A 17,836-nucleotide genomic window follows, 5' to 3' on the forward strand; every position below is an offset into this window, starting at 1 on the left:
GTGGCGGCTACGCCTTAACCGGCCTGCAGGTTGTGTTTTTGTAGGCCCGGTAAGCGTAGCGCCACCGGGCAAAACATCAGGCAACCAGCCAGAAAATCGCCAGCGCAATGATTAAAGCAACCAACATCAGGCCTGGACGGGCAGACAGCGTTTTGAAGGTTTCCACTACCGGGGCAAAGAGCGGGCTGTAGATCGGCTGGATATTGCGCACTTCCGTCACGCCAGCTTCACGCTCGGTGCGGCGGACGAAGATCTCGTTGAGCAGATCCTGTACCTGGGCGGTGGTCAGCACCGTCTGCGGCGTCGCCTGCCAGTTCTGTCGGGCATAGTCCTGAATGCTGTCCCACTCCTGGGCCTCCAGCGGCTGCTTCAGCGCAGCCTGCAGGGTGTGCAGGGTTGGCGCGCTTTGCGTGCTCAGCGTCTGGCGTGCCTGTAGCCAGGTGGCAAGGTGGGTAAACTGCCTTGCCGGGATTAACTCTCCCGCTTTCACCCCCGACAGTTCCAGCATCGACTGCCAGATGAGCTTGGTCGGCTCGCCCGTGGCGGCGGCAAGTTTGGTCACCATCTGCTTCAGCGTATTGTGTTCGGCAGGCAGCAGCGGGCGCTCCGTGGCCGGGCGCTGCTGCGGCTGCGGAATATTGAGCTGATTATTTTGCAGCAGCGTCAGCACCGTTTTGAGCTGCTCGGGCGTCAGCTGGTTCAAAGCGGTCTGGCCATACTGCTGGCGAATAAAATCGCTGGCCGCCTGGCGGTTATTGCCCTGGGTCAGCAGCTCCGTCAACTGGGAGACCATCTGCCGGGTGGTATGGTTTTGCTGGGCGGTGTTCAAGCGCTGGTTGAGGTTTTGCTCCGCAGCAGGGAAGTGGCGCGACAGCATGGGCGCATCACTCTTTAATCCCAGATCGTGTTTCACTCCGGCCCACACCTCCGCATTCTGCTGCGACGTCAGGGCGATTAACCGGGTGATCAGACGTTCCAGTACAGTGCGTTGCTGTGTGGAGAGGGGCTGTTCGCCCGCGACGTGGGATGGACGCGGGCCATCACCCGGAGGTTGTGGCGGCGTACCTGAAATGGGCTGCATCGGCAAAAAATCCTTAAAGTCGTTACTCATCGTTAACCAGGTTTACGTATATGCCTGGCGGCCAGATTATGGCACACTTGACAGGTTTTCTTCCTCTCAAACAGGTACTCAGACGTGAAAATCCTCGTTGATGAAAATATGCCTTACGCCCGCGAGCTGTTCAGCCGCCTGGGTGAGGTTAAGGCCGTTCCTGGGCGTCCCATTCCGCTCGCTGAGCTGGATGATGCCGACGCGCTGATGGTGCGCTCAGTGACCAAAGTGAATGAGGCGCTGCTGTCTGGCAAAGGGATCAAATTTGTCGGCACGGCAACCGCAGGAACCGATCATGTGGATGACGCGTGGCTGAAGCAGGCCGGGATTGGCTTTTCCGCCGCACCGGGCTGTAACGCTATTGCCGTCGTGGAGTATGTTTTTTCCTCTCTGCTGATGCTGGCCGAGCGTGACGGGTTTAGCCTGGCCGATCGCACCGTAGGCATTGTCGGGGTCGGTAACGTCGGCAGCCGCCTGCAAAAGCGCTTTGAGGCGTTAGGTATCCGCACGCTGCTGTGCGATCCGCCCCGCGCTGACCGTGGCGATGAAGGGGATTTCCGCAGCCTGGATGAGCTGGTGGCCGAGTGTGACGTGCTCACCTTCCATACGCCGCTATTTAAAGACGGGCCGTATAAAACGCGCCATCTGGCAGACGACGCTCTGATTAGCCGCCTGAAGCCGGGCACCATCCTGATTAATGCCTGCCGTGGCCCGGTGGTGGATAACGCGGCCCTGCTGCAGCGCCTGGAAGCGGGTCAGGATCTGAGCGTGGTGCTGGATGTGTGGGAGCCAGAGCCGGATCTCAACGTGGCCCTGCTGGACAAAGTGGATATCGGTACCGCGCATATCGCGGGTTACACCCTCGAAGGTAAAGCCCGCGGCACCACCCAGGTGTTTGAGGCGTACAGCGCCTTTATCGGTAAATCCCAGCAGGTGGCGCTGGATACCCTGCTGCCAACCCCGGATTTTGGCCGCATCACCCTGCACGGCCCGCTGGATCAGGGAACGCTGAAAAGGCTGGTGCATTTAGTGTATGATGTGCGCCGCGATGACGCGCTGCTGCGAAAAGTAGCGGGTATGCCGGGTGAGTTTGACAAGCTGCGTAAGCATTACGTTGAGCGCCGCGAATGGTCCTCTCTGTATGTGATGTGTGATGATCCTGCTGCGGCGTCGCTGCTGCATAAGCTGGGTTTCAACGCCGTTCATCACCCGGTTCGTTAATGTCTTCTTAATGCTCCCTGGCGGATACCCCGCCAGGGACGCTTTTTTATTTCTGGAGTAAACCACCATGTCTGAAGGCTGGAACATTGCCATACTGGGCGCAACGGGCGCCGTGGGCGAAGCCCTGCTCGAAACCCTTGCTGAGCGTCAGTTCCCGGTGGGCGACATCTATGCCCTGGCGCGTAATGAGAGCGCGGGCGAGCACCTGCGTTTTGCGGGTAAATCCGTCATGGTTCAGGATGCGGCTGAGTTCGACTGGACCCAGGCGCAGCTGGCCTTTTTCGCGGCCGGGGTCGACGCCTCCGCAGCATATATTGAAGAGGCCACCAACGCGGGCTGTCTGGTCATTGATTTGAGCGGCCTGTTTGCCCTTGAGCCGGACGTGCCGCTGGTGGTGCCGGAGGTGAACCCCTTCGTGCTGGCCGACTATCGCAACCGTAACATCATTGCCGTCCCGGACAGCCTGACCAGCCAGCTGCTTAGCGCCCTGAAACCGCTCATCGACGAAGGTGGCTTGTCCCGTATCGCCGTAACCAGCCTGATGTCAGTCTCTGCCCGCGGTAAAAAAGCGGTGGATGCCCTGGCAGGGCAGAGCGCGAAGCTGCTGAACGGTATTCCGGTGGACGAAGAGGATTTCTTTGGCCGTCAGCTGGCGTTCAACATGCTGCCGCTGCTGCCGGATCGTGAAGGCAGCGTGCGCGAAGAGCGCCGTATCATCGATGAAGTGCGTAAGATCCTGCAGGATGACGGGCTGATGATCTCCGCCAACTGCGTGCAGTCGCCGGTGTTCTACGGCCATGCCCAGATGGTGAGCTTTGAAGCCATACGTCCGCTGGCAGCGGAAGAGGCGCGCGACGCCTTTGGCCGCGGTGAAGATATTGAGCTGTCTGAAGAGAGCGAATTCCCGACCCAGGTGGGCGATGCAACGGGCAACGCGCGTCTCTCCATTGGCTGTGTACGTAACGATTACGGTATGCCGGAGCAGATCCAGTTCTGGTCGGTCGCCGATAACGTGCGTTTCGGCGGCGCGCTGATGGCGGTGAAAATTGCCGAGAAACTGGTGCAGGAGTATCTCTACTGATGTCTGAAGTGGAGCAAAAGCCCGTTCATAAGATTGCCCTCGGTATTGAGTACGATGGCAGTAAATATTATGGCTGGCAGCGTCAGAATGAGGTGCGCAGCGTCCAGGAAAAGCTGGAAAAAGCGCTCTCTCAGGTGGCGAATGAGCCCATCAATGTCCTGTGCGCGGGGCGTACCGACGCCGGTGTCCATGGTACGGGGCAGGTGGTGCATTTTGAAACCACCGCAGTGCGTAAAGATGCGGCCTGGACGCTGGGGGTAAATGCGAATTTGCCTGGTGACATCGCGGTACGCTGGGTCAAAAATGTGCCGGATGATTTTCATGCGCGGTTCAGCGCCACCGCGCGCCGCTACCGCTACATCATCTATAACCAGCGTCTTCGTCCGGCGGTGTTAGGCCAGGGCGTCACCCATTTTTACGAGCCGCTGGATGCCGATCGCATGCATCGCGCGGCGCAGGCATTGATCGGCGAAAACGACTTCACCTCGTTCCGTGCCGTACAGTGCCAGTCTCGCACACCGTGGCGCAACGTGATGCACATTAACGTCAGCCGGCATGGCGCGTATGTGGTGGTGGACATCAAAGCGAATGCCTTTGTTCATCATATGGTCAGGAATATTACAGGCAGCCTGATGGAAGTAGGCGCCGGACACCAGCCGGAGAGCTGGATTGCAGAGTTGCTGGCGGCGAAGGACAGAACGCTGGCGGCAGCAACGGCGAAAGCGGAAGGGCTCTATCTGGTCTCGGTCGATTACCCGGATCGTTTTGACCTTCCAAAACCGCCAATGGGCCCGCTGTTCTTAGCGGACTGATAGCCGTGGCAATAAAGGTTTAGACAATATGGATTTAATTCGCTTTCTGATCGATTTCATTCTGCATATCGATGTTCACCTGGCAGAGCTGGTCGCTGATTATGGCGTCTGGGTGTATGCCATTCTGTTCCTGATCCTGTTTTGCGAAACCGGGCTGGTGGTGACGCCCTTCTTACCGGGCGATTCGCTGCTGTTCGTGGCGGGCGCGCTGGCGTCGCTGGAGACCAACGACCTTAACGTTCACCTGATGGTGGTGTTAATGCTGATTGCCGCCATCCTTGGCGATGCGGTGAACTACACTATAGGGCGGCTATTCGGCGAGCGTTTGTTCAGTAACCCGGACTCGAAGATTTTCCGTCGCAGCTATCTCGATAAAACTCATGCGTTTTATGAGAAACACGGCGGTAAGACCATCATTCTCGCGCGCTTTGTGCCCATCGTCAGAACCTTCGCCCCCTTTGTTGCGGGTATGGGTCATATGTCGTACCGTCAGTTCGCGCTCTATAACGTCACCGGCGCGCTGCTCTGGGTGCTGAGCTTTACCTACGCGGGTTATTTCTTCGGGACCATTCCTATGATCCAGGAAAACCTTAAGTTGCTGATCGTAGGGATTATTGTGGTTTCCATTCTGCCGGGCGTCATCGAAGTGATTCGTCACCGTCGCGCGGCGGCAAAACAAGCAAAATAAAGGCACGACTGCGGTTCGACCACTTTTTTATCCAAAGTTTCGGGCTGTTATGTTTTAATGTGCAACATTCATGGTCTGTCGGGGGCAAAAATGGCATTATGCGCCCCTTGCAGCAAACCTGGTTCAGGCAGAAAGGTTATCAATGAGCTGGATTGAACGAATTAAAAGCAATATCACCCCAACCCGCAAAGCGAGTATTCCTGAAGGGGTGTGGACTAAATGTGACAGCTGCGGCCAGGTCCTGTACCGCGCCGAACTGGAGCGTAATCTCGAAGTTTGTCCGAAGTGCGATCACCACATGCGTATGTCGGCGCGTAACCGCCTGCATAGCCTGCTGGATGAAGGTTCTCTGGTTGAACTGGGTAGCGAGCTTGAGCCGAAAGATGTGCTGAAGTTCCGTGACTCCAAGAAATACAAAGATCGTCTGGCCTCTGCGCAAAAAGAGACCGGCGAGAAAGATGCCCTGGTGGTGATGAAAGGCACCCTGCACGAGATGCCGGTTGTCGCAGCGGCGTTTGAGTTCTCCTTTATGGGCGGCTCAATGGGCTCCGTAGTAGGCGCGCGTTTCGTGCGTGCCGTTGAGCAGGCGCTGGAAGACAACTGTCCGCTGATCTGCTTCTCCGCCTCCGGTGGTGCCCGTATGCAGGAAGCGCTGATGTCGCTGATGCAGATGGCAAAAACCTCCGCAGCGCTGGCGAAAATGCAGGAGCGCGGTCTGCCGTACATCTCCGTGCTGACCGACCCAACCATGGGCGGCGTATCGGCAAGTTTTGCGATGCTGGGCGATCTGAATATCGCTGAACCGAAAGCGCTGATCGGCTTTGCCGGCCCGCGCGTTATCGAACAAACGGTACGTGAAAAGCTGCCGCCGGGCTTCCAGCGCAGTGAGTTCCTTATCGAGAAAGGCGCTATCGACATGATCGTTCGCCGTCCGGAGATGCGCCTGAAACTGGCCAGCATTCTGGCGAAGCTGATGAATCTGCCATCGCCGAGCCCGGATGAGCCGCGCGAAGGCGTGGTAGTACCGGATCAGGAACCCGAGGCCTGATAACTGAAAAGGGCAGGGCCAGTGGCGCTGCCCTTTTGCTTTCTAACCGTAACTGAAAAGCGCGCAACATGGAAAATACTACTCTTCCCCAAGCCACGTCGCCTCTGGCCGCGTGGCTTTCTTATCTGGAAAACCTGCACAGTAAAGCCATCGACATGGGACTTGAGCGCGTCAGCCAGGTCGCGGCGCGCCTTGATGTTCTGAAACCGGCTCCCTTTGTCTTCACCGTGGCGGGTACCAACGGCAAAGGCACCACCTGCCGCACCCTGGAAGCGATGCTGATGGCGGCGGGCTACAAAGTAGGGGTCTACAGCTCGCCCCATCTGGTGCGCTATACCGAGCGCGTGCGGGTGCAGAATACAGAATTAGCCGAATCCGCGCACACCGCCTCGTTTGCAGAGATCGAAGCCGCGCGCGGCGATATTTCGCTGACCTATTTTGAATATGGCACTTTGTCAGCGCTGTGGCTCTTTAAGCAGGCGCAGCTGGACGTGGTGATCCTTGAGGTCGGGTTAGGCGGGCGTCTGGATGCCACGAATATTGTCGACCCGGATGTGGCGGTAATCACCAGCATCGCGCTGGATCATACTGACTGGCTGGGGCCCGATCGCGAGAGCATTGGCCGTGAAAAAGCCGGTATTTTCCGCCCGGGCAAACCGGCTATCGTCGGCGAACCCGATATGCCGCACACCATTGCTGACGTGGCGCAGGAGAAAGGGGCGCTGTTGCAGCGCCGTGATGTCGACTGGCGCTACAGCGTGACGGAAAGCGGCTGGCGCTTTGAAGATGCAGCGGGCGCGCTGGATAACCTGCCGCTGCCCCAGGTACCGCAGCCAAATGCCGCCACGGCGCTGGCCGCACTGCGCGCCAGTGGTCTGGCGGTAGAGGAGCAGGCGATGCGCGACGGCATTCAGCATGCGATTCTGCCGGGGCGTTTCCAGATAGTCAGCGAATCACCGCGTCTGATTCTGGATGTGGCGCATAACCCCCATGCCGCGGCGTATCTCGCAGGACGTCTCAAATCGTTGCCAAAAACCGGGCGTGTGCTGGCGGTTATCGGTATGCTTCATGATAAAGATATTGGCGGCACGCTGGCCTGCATGGAGAGTGTGGTCGATAGCTGGTATTGTGCCCCTCTGGAAGGCCCACGCGGGGCGACTGCCGAACAGTTGATGGCGCATCTCGGCGCAGGGCAGCGCTTTGATAGCGTGGCGCAGGCCTGGCGGGCGGCGATGGCCGATGCCAGACCAGAAGCTACCGTGCTGGTGTGTGGTTCGTTCCACACGGTGGCACATGTCATGGACGTAATGGATACGGGGAGAACCGGTGGCAAGTAAGTTTCAGAACCGTTTAGCAGGCACCATTGTGCTGGTGGCGCTGGGGGTGATTATTCTCCCCGGGCTGCTTGATGGACAGAAAAAACATTATCAGGATGAGTTTGCGGCGATCCCGCTGGTGCCGAAACCGGGCGATCGGGATGAGCCGGACATGCTTCCGGCGGCAACACAGGCTCTGCCTGCACAGCCACCAGAAGGGGCAGCTGAAGAGGTACGCGCAGGCGATGCCGCGGCGCCATCCTTAGATCCGGCGCGTCTGGCAGCCGGAAACAACAACGAGCTGGATCCCGTTCCGGCGCCGGTAGAGCAGTACGCGCCAAAACCGGTGCAAAAACCGAAACCGGTTGAGAAGCCGCAGCGCGATAACACCAGCCAGCAGCTGGCAGCGGCGACAGAAACCCCACCGGCCAAACCGGCGGCAGAAGAAAAACCGGCCCCGACCGGCAAAGCCTACGTTGTGCAGCTCGGTGCCCTGAAAAACGCCGATAAGGTCAACGAGGTGGTGGCTAAACTCCGTGGCGCGGGGTATCGCGTTTACACTTCACCTACCACACCGGTACAGGGTAAAATCACCCGTATTCTCGTAGGGCCGGATGCGTCGAGAGACAAGCTGAAGGGATCGCTTGGAGAGCTGAATAAACTCTCGGGTTTGAGCGGCGTGGTGATGAACTACAGCGTGAATTGAGGGTTTCCCTCACTTACGGGATAAGGCAAAAACAGGCGCAGCAGATTGCCTGAGAAGGTAACCCGCCTGGGGCGCTGAATATTTTTTCAGCGCTTTTTTTATTTACGCGCGGGAAGGAAATCCCTACGCAAACGTTTTCTTTTTCTGTTAGAATTCGCCCCGAACTGGATGACAGGGCGTTTGATCGTGGGACACATATGGTCTGGATTGATTACGCCATCATTGCGGTGATAGGTTTTTCCTGTCTGGTTAGCCTGATCCGTGGCTTTGTTCGTGAAGCGTTATCGCTGGTAACCTGGGGCTGTGCCTTCTTTGTTGCCAGTCATTACTACACTTACCTGTCTGTCTGGTTCACGGGCTTTGAAGATGAACTGGTTCGAAATGGGATTGCCATCGCGGTGCTGTTTATCGCGACGCTGATTGTCGGCGCCATTGTTAACTACGTGATTGGTCAGCTGGTTGAGAAAACCGGGTTGTCAGGAACGGACAGGGTGCTGGGGATCTGTTTCGGGGCATTGCGAGGCGCGCTGATTGTTGCCGCGATACTGTTCTTCCTTGATACCTTTACCGGGTTCTCAAAAAGTGAAGACTGGCAGAAATCGCAGCTTATCCCGCAGTTCAGCTTCATCATCAGATGGTTCTTTGACTATCTGCAAAGCTCGTCGAGTTTTTTGCCCAGGGCATAAACCCTGAGATGTGGCTTAACGAGGAAATGACGAATGTGCGGTATTGTCGGTATCGCCGGTTTCATGCCGGTAAACCAGTCTATTTATGACGCATTATCGGTGCTTCAGCACCGTGGGCAGGATGCTGCGGGTATCATCACCATTGATGCACACAACTGCTTCCGTTTACGTAAGGCCAACGGCCTGGTAAACGATGTGTTCGAAGCCCGCCATATGCAGCGTCTTCAAGGCAACATGGGTATTGGTCACGTTCGTTACCCGACTGCTGGCAGTTCCAGCGCCTCTGAAGCTCAGCCGTTCTACGTTAACTCGCCGTATGGCATTACGCTTGCCCACAACGGCAACCTGACCAATGCTCACGAGCTGCGTAAGAAGCTGTTTGAAGAGAAGCGTCGTCACATTAACACCACTTCTGATTCTGAAATCCTGCTCAACGTCTTTGCCAGCGAGCTGGATAACTTCCGTCACTATCCGCTGGAAGCTGACAACATTTTTGCCGCGGTAGCCGCCACTAACCGTCTGATCCGTGGCGCTTATGCCTGCGTCGCGATGATTATCGGCCACGGTATGGTTGCCTTCCGCGATCCTAACGGCATCCGCCCGCTGGTGCTGGGCAAGCGCGATATTGGCGACGGCCGCACCGAGTATATGGTGGCCTCCGAAAGCGTGGCGCTGGATACCCTGGGCTTTGAGTTCCTGCGTGACGTCGCACCTGGCGAAGCGGTTTACATCACCGAGAAAGGCCAGCTGTTTACTCGTCAGTGTGCGGAAAACCCGGTCAGCAATCCGTGCCTGTTCGAATATGTCTACTTCGCCCGTCCGGACTCCTTCATCGACAAGATCTCCGTCTACAGCGCCCGTGTGAATATGGGAACCAAGCTCGGCGAAAAGATTGCCCGTGAGTGGGAAGACCTGGATATCGACGTGGTGATCCCTATCCCGGAAACCTCCTGCGATATCGCCCTGGAGATGGCGCGTATTCTGGGTAAACCTTACCGCCAGGGATTCGTGAAGAACCGCTACGTTGGCCGTACCTTTATCATGCCGGGCCAGCAGCTGCGCCGTAAATCGGTGCGCCGCAAGCTGAACGCCAACCGCGCTGAGTTCCGCGACAAGAACGTGCTGCTGGTGGATGACTCCATCGTGCGTGGCACCACCTCAGAGCAGATTATCGAGATGGCCCGTGAAGCGGGTGCGAAGAAGGTCTATCTGGCCTCTGCGGCACCGGAGATTCGCTTCCCGAACGTGTATGGCATCGATATGCCTACCGCCAACGAGCTGATTGCCCACGGTCGTGAAGTGGATGAGATCCGCCAGATCATCGGTGCCGACGGCCTGATTTTCCAGGATCTGAACGATCTGATCGACGCGGTGCGCGCCGAGAACCCGGATATTCAGCAGTTCGAGTGCTCGGTGTTTAACGGTATCTACGTAACCAAAGATGTGGATCAGGGCTACCTGGACTACCTCGATTCGCTGCGCAACGACGACGCGAAAGCCGTCCAGCTGGCGAACGATCTCGAAAGTTTAGAGATGCATAACGAAGGTTAAGCACTATCGCAAGCGAGGGCATCTGCCCTCGCTTGCAACTCCCGCCAAAATCCTGCACAGTCAGCCCTGTAACAGCAAGGGCGAACATCATGAAACGATTAATTGTAGGGATCTCAGGGGCCAGCGGCGCGATTTACGGTGTCCGTTTGTTGCAGGTATTGCGCGACGTCGCCGAGGTTGAAACCCATCTGGTAATGAGCCAGGCTGCGCGTCAGACCCTCTCTCTCGAAACCGATTACTCCCTGCGTGACGTTCAGGCGCTGGCCGATGTGGTGCATGATGCCCGCGATATCGCCGCCAGCATCTCCTCCGGGTCGTTTAAAACGGCGGGCATGGTGATCCTGCCTTGTTCCATCAAAACTCTCTCCGGTATCGTCAACAGCTATACCGATACGCTGGTGACCCGCGCGGCCGATGTGATATTAAAAGAGCGTCGTCCGCTGGTATTGTGCGTGCGTGAAACCCCGCTGCATCTGGGCCATCTGCGCCTGATGACCCAGGCCGCTGAACTGGGGGCGGTGATCATGCCGCCGGTGCCGGCGTTTTATCACCGTCCGCAAAGCCTGGATGATGTGATTAATCAGACCGTGAACCGGGTGCTCGATCAGTTCGACATTGACCTGCCGGACGATCTCTTTACCCGCTGGCAGGGCGCCTGACGGTAAAGCTGTTCTGCCAGAGTGCAGCTCACCGCAACATGCCCTGTTTCAGGGCAATTCTGCAACAGCGATCATATCCTCAACATTTAATCCCTTTTTTCCTTTCCAGGCACTGCGGTTCGTTTGGCAGACCTGCTATCTTTCACCATTAAGGCAATCCTGCAACCTTTCATTAACATATTTAACGCCGTAATTTTGCGTTATGTGCAATGTGGCATAAGACCTGCAAGAGATTGCCTGCAACAACACACAACACAATCTATTACATAAGAAAATCACGACACTTGAGGGTAATGTATGAAGAAGACGGTTCTGGCTCTGTCTTTGCTGGTGGGATTAAGCGCTGCAGCAAGCAGCTTTGCGGCGCTCCCACAGAACGTACGTATCGGTACAGACGCAACCTATGCCCCGTTCTCATCGAAAGATGCGAAGGGGGATTTCGTTGGATTTGATATCGACCTGGGAAATGAGATGTGCAAACGCATGTCCGTGAAATGTACCTGGGTGGGCAGCGACTTTGACGCGCTGATCCCGTCTCTGAAAGCCAAGAAGATTGACGCGATCATCTCCTCGCTCTCGATTACTGAAAAGCGTCAGCAGGAGATCGCCTTCTCTGAGAAGCTCTACGCGGCGGATTCACGTCTGATTGCGGCGAAAGGCTCCCCAGTCCAGCCAACCATTGACTCGCTGAAAGGCAAGCATGTTGGCGTACTGCAGGGCTCAACGCAGGAAGGCTATGCGAACGCTAACTGGCGTGAGAAGGGCGTGGACGTGGTGGCGTACCAGAACCAGGATCTGATCTATTCCGATCTGGCGGCAGGGCGTCTGGATGCGGCTTTCCAGGATGAAGTCGCCGCGAGCGAAGGCTTCCTGAAACAACCGGCAGGTAAAGAGTTTGCCTTTGCTGGCCCGTCCGTTAAAGACAAAAAATATTTCGGCGACGGCACCGGGATCGGTCTGCGTAAAGACGATGCCGAGCTGAAAGCGGCCTTTGACAAAGCTTTTACTGAACTGCGTAAAGACGGTACCTACGACAAACTGGCGAAGAAATACTTCGACTTCAATGTTTACGGCGATTAACCGGAACTGACGGGTGCGCACCATAATGGCTCCCCGTTATGGTGCGACAATGGCCTTTGCGAACCAGGATGGTGCAAATCGTGCGCCGCGTTGGTTATAAAGTGAATAGTTAAGCACTCGCGATGCACTTTTTCGCGCCTGCCGGGCATAATCTTTTGCCTTGCCGCGGCGATTAGTGGCACATTAAAGGCACCCTGTCGACGTTAAAATCCCGTAAGAAGACAGTCTGTTGAGGATAGATATGAAAAAACTGGTTTTGTCACTTTCTCTGGCTCTGGCCTTTTCCAGCGCTACCGCGGCATTTGCAGCAATTCCGCAAAAAGTTCGTATTGGTACTGACCCGACTTATGCTCCCTTCGAATCGAAGAATGCGCAGGGTGAACTGGTAGGATTTGATATCGATTTGGCTAAAGAGCTGTGCAAACGTATCAAAACAGAGTGTACCTTCGTTGAAAACCCACTGGATGCGCTGATCCCTTCGCTGAAAGCGAAAAAAATCGACGCCATTATGTCTTCCCTCTCTATCACCGAAAAACGCCAGCAGGAGATTGCCTTCACCGACAAGCTTTATGCAGCGGACTCGCGTCTGGTGGTAGCAAAATCTTCCGATATTCAGCCGACCATCGAATCACTGAAAGGTAAACGTGTGGGCGTGCTGCAGGGCACCACTCAGGAGACCTTCGGCAACGAGCACTGGGCACCAAAAGGGATTGAAATCGTCTCTTACCAGGGCCAGGAGAATATCTACGCTGACCTGACTGCAGGCCGTATTGACGCCGCCTTCCAGGATGAAGTGGCTGCCAGTGAAGGCTTCCTGAAGCAGCCGGTTGGTAAAGATTACAAGTTCGGCGGTCCTTCCATCAAGGACGAGAAACTCTTCGGCGTGGGCACCGGTATGGGGCTGCGTAAAGAGGATAACGAACTGCGTGAAGCGCTAAACAAAGCCTTTGCCGAGATGCGCGCCGACGGCACTTACGAAAAACTGGCGAAGAAATACTTCGACTTTGATGTCTACGGTGGTTAATCCCTCCACTTAATAACGTGCGGCCCCTCCCGCCCCGGGAGGGGAAAAGACACGGCTACACCACTCACGACAGGGCAGGCGGTATGCTGTACGGATTTTCTGGCGTAATTTTACAAGGCGCATTGGTCACCCTTGAACTGGCCCTCAGTTCGGTGGTGCTGGCCGTGTTAATAGGCCTTGCAGGCGCGGGCGCGAAGCTCTCTGCGAATCGGGCGATGGCGCTGCTGTTTGAGGGCTATACCACCCTGATCCGCGGGGTGCCTGACCTGGTGCTGATGCTGCTGATCTTCTACGGTCTGCAAATCGCCCTTAACGGCATTACGGATGCTGTGGGTATGGCGCAGATTGATATCGATCCGATGGTGGCTGGTATCATCACCCTGGGCTTTATCTACGGCGCCTATTTTACCGAAACCTTCCGCGGGGCCTATCTCGCGGTGCCGAAAGGGCATATCGAAGCGGCTACGGCCTTCGGGTTTACCTCCTCACAGACGTTTCGCCGCATTATGTTTCCGGCCATGATGCGCTTTGCGCTGCCGGGGATTGGCAACAACTGGCAGGTTATCCTCAAAGCGACGGCGCTGGTCTCCTTACTGGGGCTGGAAGATGTGGTGAAAGCCACGCAGCTGGCAGGCAAAAGCACCTGGGAGCCGTTCTACTTCGCGATTGTCTGCGGGGTGATTTATCTGGTGTTTACCACCGTCTCCAATGGCGTGCTGCTGCTGCTCGAACGTCGCTATTCCGTGGGTGTGAAGAGGGCTGACCTGTGATCGAAATTATTCAGGAATACTGGAAATCCCTGCTGTGGACCGACGGATACCGCTTTACCGGTGTGGCGATCACCCTCTGGCTGCTGATTTCTTCTGTGGTGATGGGCGGGATCCTGGCGATTTTCCTCGCCATTGGCCGCGTCTCCAGCAATAACTACATCCGCTTCCCTATATGGCTGTTTACCTACGTGTTCCGCGGTACGCCGCTCTATGTGCAGCTGCTGGTCTTCTACTCCGGAATGTACACGCTGGAAATCGTCAAAGGCACCGAGATGCTGAACGCGTTCTTCCGCAGCGGGCTGAACTGTACCGTGCTGGCCTTAACGCTGAACACCTGCGCCTACACCACCGAGATCTTTGCCGGCGCGATCCGCTCCGTGCCGCACGGTGAAATTGAGGCGGCGCGGGCGTATGGCTTCTCCTCCGTGAAGCTCTATCGCTGCATTATTCTGCCGTCGGCGCTGCGTATTGCGCTGCCTGCCTACAGCAACGAAGTGATTTTAATGCTGCACTCCACCGCGCTGGCCTTTACCGCTACCGTGCCGGATCTGCTGAAGATTGCCCGTGATATTAACTCGGCGACCTACCAGCCGTTTACCGCCTTCGGGATCGCGGCAGTGCTCTATTTAATCATCTCTTATGTCCTGATTAGCCTGTTCCGCAAAGCGGAAAAACGCTGGTTGCAGCATGTCAAACCTTCGACGCACTGAGAATGAAGATGGCTGAGAACAAATTAAACGTTATCGATTTGCACAAACGCTACGGCGAACATGAAGTGCTGAAAGGGGTGTCGCTGCAGGCAAATGCGGGCGATGTGATCAGTATTATCGGCTCCTCAGGATCGGGTAAAAGTACCTTCCTGCGCTGCATTAACTTTCTTGAAAAGCCGAGTGCCGGCTCGATTGTGGTCAGCGGTGAGAACATTAATCTGGTGCAGGACAAAGACGGTCAGCTGAAGGTAGCGGATAAACATCAGCTGCGGATGTTGCGTACTCGTCTGACGATGGTGTTCCAGCACTTTAACCTCTGGAGTCACATGACGGTGCTGGAGAACGTCATGGAAGCGCCGGTGCAGGTGCTGGGCTTAAGCAAGCAGGAAGCCCGTACCCGCGCGGAGAAATACCTGGCGAAAGTGGGTATCGACGAACGCCAGCAGATGAAATACCCGGTGCATCTCTCCGGCGGTCAGCAGCAGCGTGTCTCTATCGCCCGTGCGCTGGCGATGGAGCCGGAAGTGCTGCTCTTTGACGAACCTACCTCCGCGCTCGATCCCGAGCTGGTGGGCGAAGTGCTGCGCATCATGCAGCAGCTCGCCGAAGAGGGAAAAACGATGGTGGTGGTGACGCACGAAATGGGCTTCGCCCGTAACGTCTCCAACCACGTGATTTTCCTCCATCAGGGCGTAATCGAAGAGCAGGGGCATCCGGATGAGGTATTAGGTAACCCGCAGAGCCCGCGTCTGCAGCAGTTCCTGAAAGGGTCTTTAAAGTAGTTTTTTGCCCGGCCAACAGAGCGTGTAGGCCGGGCAAACGCAGTGCCGCCCGGCATTCAGGCCGCACTCACCTCCAGTCGGTACACCCAGTCGTCATACCGCACCCCGTTAATCTCATACGCTTTTTCCAGTACCTGGGTGCGCACAAATCCCGCTTTCTCTAACACCCGCACCGACCCGCCGTTCTCCGCCAGCACCCAGGCATTAACCGCCCTGACGCCCACCCGGATAAACGCATATTCACACACGGCGCGCAGCGCCTCGCTGGCAATTCCCCGGCCCTGGGCGGCGGCAATCACGGTATAACCAATATCGGCCTCTTCAGGGTAGCGGGCGCTGATCTGCAGCCCAATATCCCCGAGCGGGGTGGCATCATCATGGGTGCGGATCACAAAGGTGTGCGGGGCGGTAAGACGGGCGGCAAACAGGCGTCGGGTCTCTTTTTCCGGAGCGATCGTGGCCATATAGCGCATGATCTCCGGGGATTCACGCAGGGTATGGAAAAAGGGCCAGTCTGAGGGCTCAAAAGGGGAGAGCGTCAGACGGGAAGTAGTAATTGTTGCCATCGAAGCGCCTTGAACAGGGAGCGGACGTAACAAATTAACACGGCTGACAGCGTAAATTTAACCTACCACATCTCCCAGGGCCTCTTCTAAGTCGTACCACCTGAAAGCAAAGCCGGAGGCTTCCAGGCGCTTCGGCAGCGCACGCTGGCCGCCCAGCACCAGCACGGAGGATTCCCCCATCAGGATACGGACAGCGGTGGCCGGGGCACGAACCACGGCCGGGCGATGCACCGCATGGCCCAGCGCATGGGCAAACTGCTCGTTACGCACCGGGTAGGGGGAGACCATATTGAACGGGCCGCGCAGATCATTATCCAGCAGCCAGAGAATGCCGTTGACCATATCCTCGATATGGATCCACGCCAGGTACTGACGCCCGTTACCGACCGGGCCGCCAAGACCCAGCTTGAATACCGGCAGCATCTTGCCGAGAATACCCCCTTTGGGGGCCAGCACCACGCCGGTGCGCAACAGGCATACGCGGGTCTTTTCGCTCTGCGCGCCGCAGGCAATCTGCTCCCAGCGGGCGCACAGTTTATGGGTAAATTCATTGTGCGGCGGCTCCTCTTCGGTCACCACCACCTCGCCTAAATCGCCGTAATAACCTGAAGCCGAACCGGAGATAAACACCGAGGGCGGCGTGTCGCTGGCCTTAACCATATCAACCAGCCGCTGGGTGATGTTCCAGCGACTGTTGCACAGACGCTGTTTATGCTCTTTTGTCCAGCGCTTGTCGGCGATGGGCTCGCCTGCAAGATTGATGACGGCATCAAAGCCGTTAAGATCCTGGTGCTCCGTCAGCCCCTTCCAGATATCAATGCCGGAGCCGAGTAGCTGGCGCGCCTTCTCAGAGCTACGCGTGACCACAGTCAGCTCATGGCCTAATACCTGCAAACGTGGGATTAAATGCCGGCCAATCAGGCCGGTGCCGCCGGTTACCAGGATCTTCATACAACCTCCAGGGTTGCGCTTAGCGTTGCCAGCTTAACGTCATAGAGACGGAGTCGGCGTAACGCAGCGCGTGAAGTTTATCGATCTCGACTTCAGCATAGGTGACCCAGTGATGTTCGCGTGCGATATCCAGCACATCCTGAGTTAATTTTTCCAGTAAAGAGAAGCGGTTATTCTCCACCAGATGAATGATGCTTTTGGTAATGGTGCGATAGTTAAGCGCATCATTAATGTCTTCACTGGCGCGGGCTTTGTCTGCCGGATAGTGGATCGTCACGTTAATAACGATATCCTGGCGATTAGCACGCTCCTCTTCTTTGATTCCAATAAAGGTGCGCAGGCGTAAATTTTTAATACGAATAATTGCGTCTTGCTGGGACATTGCAGGCTTCCTCCGTGTCATTATCGACACCATAATACATGAGGAAAGCGTTTATATCTGCTGCACTTTTTGCATTGCACGCTCGGTTGCCGGGCGGGTGCGGATACGCTCAAACCAGTTGTTCACCGCGGGCCATGATGCCAGATCGACGCGATGATTTTCATGGGTGTTGACCCACGGCCAGCAGGCGATATCTGCGATGCTGTAGTGTTCGCCCCCCAGCCACGGCGATTTTTCCAGCCGCTTGTTCAATACGTTGTAGAGCCGCTGCGTTTCGACCTGAAAACGTTCGATGGCATAGGCAATAGGCTGCGGCGCAGCATGGTTAAAGTGATAGTTCTGACCAATCATCGGCCCCAGGCCGCCAACCTGCCAGAAGAGCCACTGCAGCGTGACGTGGCGTTCACGTAATTCCCCACTCAGCAGCTTGCCGGTTTTTTCAGCCAGATAGAGCAATATTTCGCCGGACTCAAACAGGCTCAGCGGGGTACCGCCATCCTCCGGATCGTGATCGACAATCGCCGGAATTTTATTGTTGGGGGAAATGGCGAGAAACTCGGGGCGGAACTGTTCGCCTTTGCTGATATTGATCGGCAGGATGCGGTAGTCCAGCTGGGCCTCTTCCAGAAAAAGAGTGATCTTATGCCCGTTGGGAGTAGGGGCGTAATAAAGGTCAATCATCGCAACTCCTG

General features: G+C 56.5%; 20 protein-coding genes. 15 read left to right on the top strand and 5 right to left on the bottom strand.

Annotation, left to right across the window (positions count from 1 at the left end):
• Nucleotides 1-76: 76 nt before the first annotated feature.
• Nucleotides 77-1,081: a flagella biosynthesis regulator Flk gene (gene flk, locus DVA43_RS01535; protein ID WP_114317051.1), complete on the bottom strand. Its 1,005-nt coding sequence runs from the start codon at nt 1,079-1,081 to the stop codon at nt 77-79.
• Between the two features lie 114 nt (nt 1,082-1,195).
• On the opposite strand from flk, the gene pdxB reads away from it, so the two are divergent.
• From pdxB to hisP, 15 genes are all read left to right on the top strand, one after another.
• Nucleotides 1,196-2,332: a 4-phosphoerythronate dehydrogenase PdxB gene (gene pdxB, locus DVA43_RS01540; RefSeq protein ID WP_114314358.1), complete on the top strand. Its 1,137-nt coding sequence runs from the start codon at nt 1,196-1,198 to the stop codon at nt 2,330-2,332.
• 67 nt (nt 2,333-2,399) lie between these two features.
• A complete protein-coding gene (locus tag DVA43_RS01545; RefSeq protein ID WP_114314359.1) occupies nt 2,400-3,413 on the top strand; it encodes an aspartate-semialdehyde dehydrogenase in 1,014 nt (337 codons plus the stop codon).
• On the top strand, nt 3,413-4,225 hold the full coding sequence (gene truA / locus DVA43_RS01550; RefSeq protein ID WP_103180516.1) for a tRNA pseudouridine(38-40) synthase TruA: 813 nt from the start codon (nt 3,413-3,415) through the stop codon (nt 4,223-4,225). Before DVA43_RS01545 ends, truA begins: the two co-directional genes overlap by 1 nt.
• Before the next feature lie 28 nt (nt 4,226-4,253).
• Nucleotides 4,254-4,913, top strand: a complete 660-nt coding sequence (locus DVA43_RS01555; RefSeq protein ID WP_103825167.1) for a DedA family protein — start codon at nt 4,254-4,256, stop codon at nt 4,911-4,913.
• 142 nt (nt 4,914-5,055) lie between these two features.
• Nucleotides 5,056-5,961: an acetyl-CoA carboxylase, carboxyltransferase subunit beta gene (gene accD, locus DVA43_RS01560; RefSeq protein ID WP_103825166.1), complete on the top strand. Its 906-nt coding sequence runs from the start codon at nt 5,056-5,058 to the stop codon at nt 5,959-5,961.
• A gap of 68 nt (nt 5,962-6,029) precedes the next feature.
• Nucleotides 6,030-7,298, top strand: a complete 1,269-nt coding sequence (gene folC, locus DVA43_RS01565) for a bifunctional tetrahydrofolate synthase/dihydrofolate synthase (RefSeq protein ID WP_114314360.1) — start codon at nt 6,030-6,032, stop codon at nt 7,296-7,298.
• Nucleotides 7,288-7,983 (top strand): cell division protein DedD, encoded by a 696-nt coding sequence (dedD, locus tag DVA43_RS01570; protein WP_103825191.1) that lies wholly within the window; start codon nt 7,288-7,290, stop codon nt 7,981-7,983. Before folC ends, dedD begins: the two co-directional genes overlap by 11 nt.
• A 197-nt stretch (nt 7,984-8,180) precedes the next feature.
• Nucleotides 8,181-8,669 (top strand): colicin V production protein, encoded by a 489-nt coding sequence (cvpA, locus tag DVA43_RS01575; protein ID WP_039030950.1) that lies wholly within the window; start codon nt 8,181-8,183, stop codon nt 8,667-8,669.
• A gap of 33 nt (nt 8,670-8,702) precedes the next feature.
• Nucleotides 8,703-10,220 carry an amidophosphoribosyltransferase gene (gene purF, locus DVA43_RS01580; RefSeq protein ID WP_103180507.1) on the top strand — a complete coding sequence of 506 codons (1,518 nt, stop codon included), beginning with the start codon at nt 8,703-8,705 and terminating at the stop codon, nt 10,218-10,220.
• Between the two features lie 89 nt (nt 10,221-10,309).
• Nucleotides 10,310-10,879, top strand: coding sequence for a UbiX family flavin prenyltransferase (locus tag DVA43_RS01585; RefSeq protein ID WP_103825163.1), 570 nt, complete (start codon nt 10,310-10,312; stop codon nt 10,877-10,879).
• A gap of 297 nt (nt 10,880-11,176) precedes the next feature.
• Nucleotides 11,177-11,959, top strand: coding sequence for a lysine/arginine/ornithine ABC transporter substrate-binding protein ArgT (gene argT / locus DVA43_RS01590; protein WP_114314361.1), 783 nt, complete (start codon nt 11,177-11,179; stop codon nt 11,957-11,959).
• Between the two features lie 241 nt (nt 11,960-12,200).
• Nucleotides 12,201-12,983: a histidine ABC transporter substrate-binding protein HisJ gene (hisJ, locus tag DVA43_RS01595; protein ID WP_103825162.1), complete on the top strand. Its 783-nt coding sequence runs from the start codon at nt 12,201-12,203 to the stop codon at nt 12,981-12,983.
• A gap of 83 nt (nt 12,984-13,066) precedes the next feature.
• On the top strand, nt 13,067-13,753 hold the full coding sequence (locus DVA43_RS01600; protein WP_114314362.1) for a histidine ABC transporter permease HisQ: 687 nt from the start codon (nt 13,067-13,069) through the stop codon (nt 13,751-13,753).
• On the top strand, nt 13,750-14,463 hold the full coding sequence (locus tag DVA43_RS01605) for an ABC transporter permease (protein WP_103825161.1): 714 nt from the start codon (nt 13,750-13,752) through the stop codon (nt 14,461-14,463). The genes DVA43_RS01600 and DVA43_RS01605 overlap by 4 nt, the downstream gene beginning before the upstream one ends.
• 8 nt (nt 14,464-14,471) lie before the next feature.
• Nucleotides 14,472-15,245, top strand: a complete 774-nt coding sequence (hisP, locus tag DVA43_RS01610) for a histidine ABC transporter ATP-binding protein HisP (protein WP_114317052.1) — start codon at nt 14,472-14,474, stop codon at nt 15,243-15,245.
• A gap of 56 nt (nt 15,246-15,301) precedes the next feature.
• Here hisP and DVA43_RS01615 read toward each other — a convergent pair whose 3' ends face one another.
• Genes DVA43_RS01615 through yfcG form a run of 4 tightly spaced genes read right to left on the bottom strand, consistent with a single transcriptional unit; the run spans nt 15,302 to nt 17,825 of the window.
• On the bottom strand, nt 15,302-15,811 hold the full coding sequence (locus tag DVA43_RS01615; RefSeq protein ID WP_114314363.1) for a GNAT family N-acetyltransferase: 510 nt from the start codon (nt 15,809-15,811) through the stop codon (nt 15,302-15,304).
• 57 nt (nt 15,812-15,868) lie between these two features.
• The gene (locus DVA43_RS01620; RefSeq protein WP_114314364.1) at nt 15,869-16,762 is read right to left on the bottom strand and encodes a TIGR01777 family oxidoreductase; all 894 of its coding nucleotides are present in this window, start codon (nt 16,760-16,762) and stop codon (nt 15,869-15,871) included.
• Between the two features lie 19 nt (nt 16,763-16,781).
• The gene (folX, locus tag DVA43_RS01625) at nt 16,782-17,144 is read right to left on the bottom strand and encodes a dihydroneopterin triphosphate 2'-epimerase (protein ID WP_103180493.1); all 363 of its coding nucleotides are present in this window, start codon (nt 17,142-17,144) and stop codon (nt 16,782-16,784) included.
• A 51-nt stretch (nt 17,145-17,195) separates the two neighbouring features.
• Entirely contained in the window at nt 17,196-17,825 is a 630-nt protein-coding gene (yfcG, locus tag DVA43_RS01630) for a GSH-dependent disulfide bond oxidoreductase (protein WP_114314365.1), read from the bottom strand.
• Nucleotides 17,826-17,836: the final 11 nt, after the last annotated feature.

The sequence above is a fragment of the Leclercia sp. W6 genome (assembly GCF_003336345.1).
In the GTDB taxonomy this organism is placed as follows: Bacteria; Pseudomonadota; Gammaproteobacteria; order Enterobacterales; family Enterobacteriaceae; genus Enterobacter.

Coding starts and splice junctions, on each gene's coding strand:
- folX (WP_103180493.1), bottom strand. CDS start 17,144: ATGTCCCAGCAAGACGCAATTATTCGTATTAAAAATTTACGCCTGCGC.
- DVA43_RS01585 (WP_103825163.1), top strand. CDS start 10,310: ATGAAACGATTAATTGTAGGGATCTCAGGGGCCAGCGGCGCGATTTAC.
- DVA43_RS01555 (WP_103825167.1), top strand. CDS start 4,254: ATGGATTTAATTCGCTTTCTGATCGATTTCATTCTGCATATCGATGTT.
- DVA43_RS01615 (WP_114314363.1), bottom strand. CDS start 15,811: ATGGCAACAATTACTACTTCCCGTCTGACGCTCTCCCCTTTTGAGCCC.
- DVA43_RS01620 (WP_114314364.1), bottom strand. CDS start 16,762: ATGAAGATCCTGGTAACCGGCGGCACCGGCCTGATTGGCCGGCATTTA.
- argT (WP_114314361.1), top strand. CDS start 11,177: ATGAAGAAGACGGTTCTGGCTCTGTCTTTGCTGGTGGGATTAAGCGCT.
- accD (WP_103825166.1), top strand. CDS start 5,056: ATGAGCTGGATTGAACGAATTAAAAGCAATATCACCCCAACCCGCAAA.
- purF (WP_103180507.1), top strand. CDS start 8,703: ATGTGCGGTATTGTCGGTATCGCCGGTTTCATGCCGGTAAACCAGTCT.
- yfcG (WP_114314365.1), bottom strand. CDS start 17,825: ATGATTGACCTTTATTACGCCCCTACTCCCAACGGGCATAAGATCACT.
- cvpA (WP_039030950.1), top strand. CDS start 8,181: ATGGTCTGGATTGATTACGCCATCATTGCGGTGATAGGTTTTTCCTGT.
- DVA43_RS01600 (WP_114314362.1), top strand. CDS start 13,067: ATGCTGTACGGATTTTCTGGCGTAATTTTACAAGGCGCATTGGTCACC.
- hisJ (WP_103825162.1), top strand. CDS start 12,201: ATGAAAAAACTGGTTTTGTCACTTTCTCTGGCTCTGGCCTTTTCCAGC.
- flk (WP_114317051.1), bottom strand. CDS start 1,081: ATGCAGCCCATTTCAGGTACGCCGCCACAACCTCCGGGTGATGGCCCG.
- DVA43_RS01545 (WP_114314359.1), top strand. CDS start 2,400: ATGTCTGAAGGCTGGAACATTGCCATACTGGGCGCAACGGGCGCCGTG.
- folC (WP_114314360.1), top strand. CDS start 6,030: ATGGAAAATACTACTCTTCCCCAAGCCACGTCGCCTCTGGCCGCGTGG.
- hisP (WP_114317052.1), top strand. CDS start 14,472: ATGGCTGAGAACAAATTAAACGTTATCGATTTGCACAAACGCTACGGC.
- truA (WP_103180516.1), top strand. CDS start 3,413: ATGTCTGAAGTGGAGCAAAAGCCCGTTCATAAGATTGCCCTCGGTATT.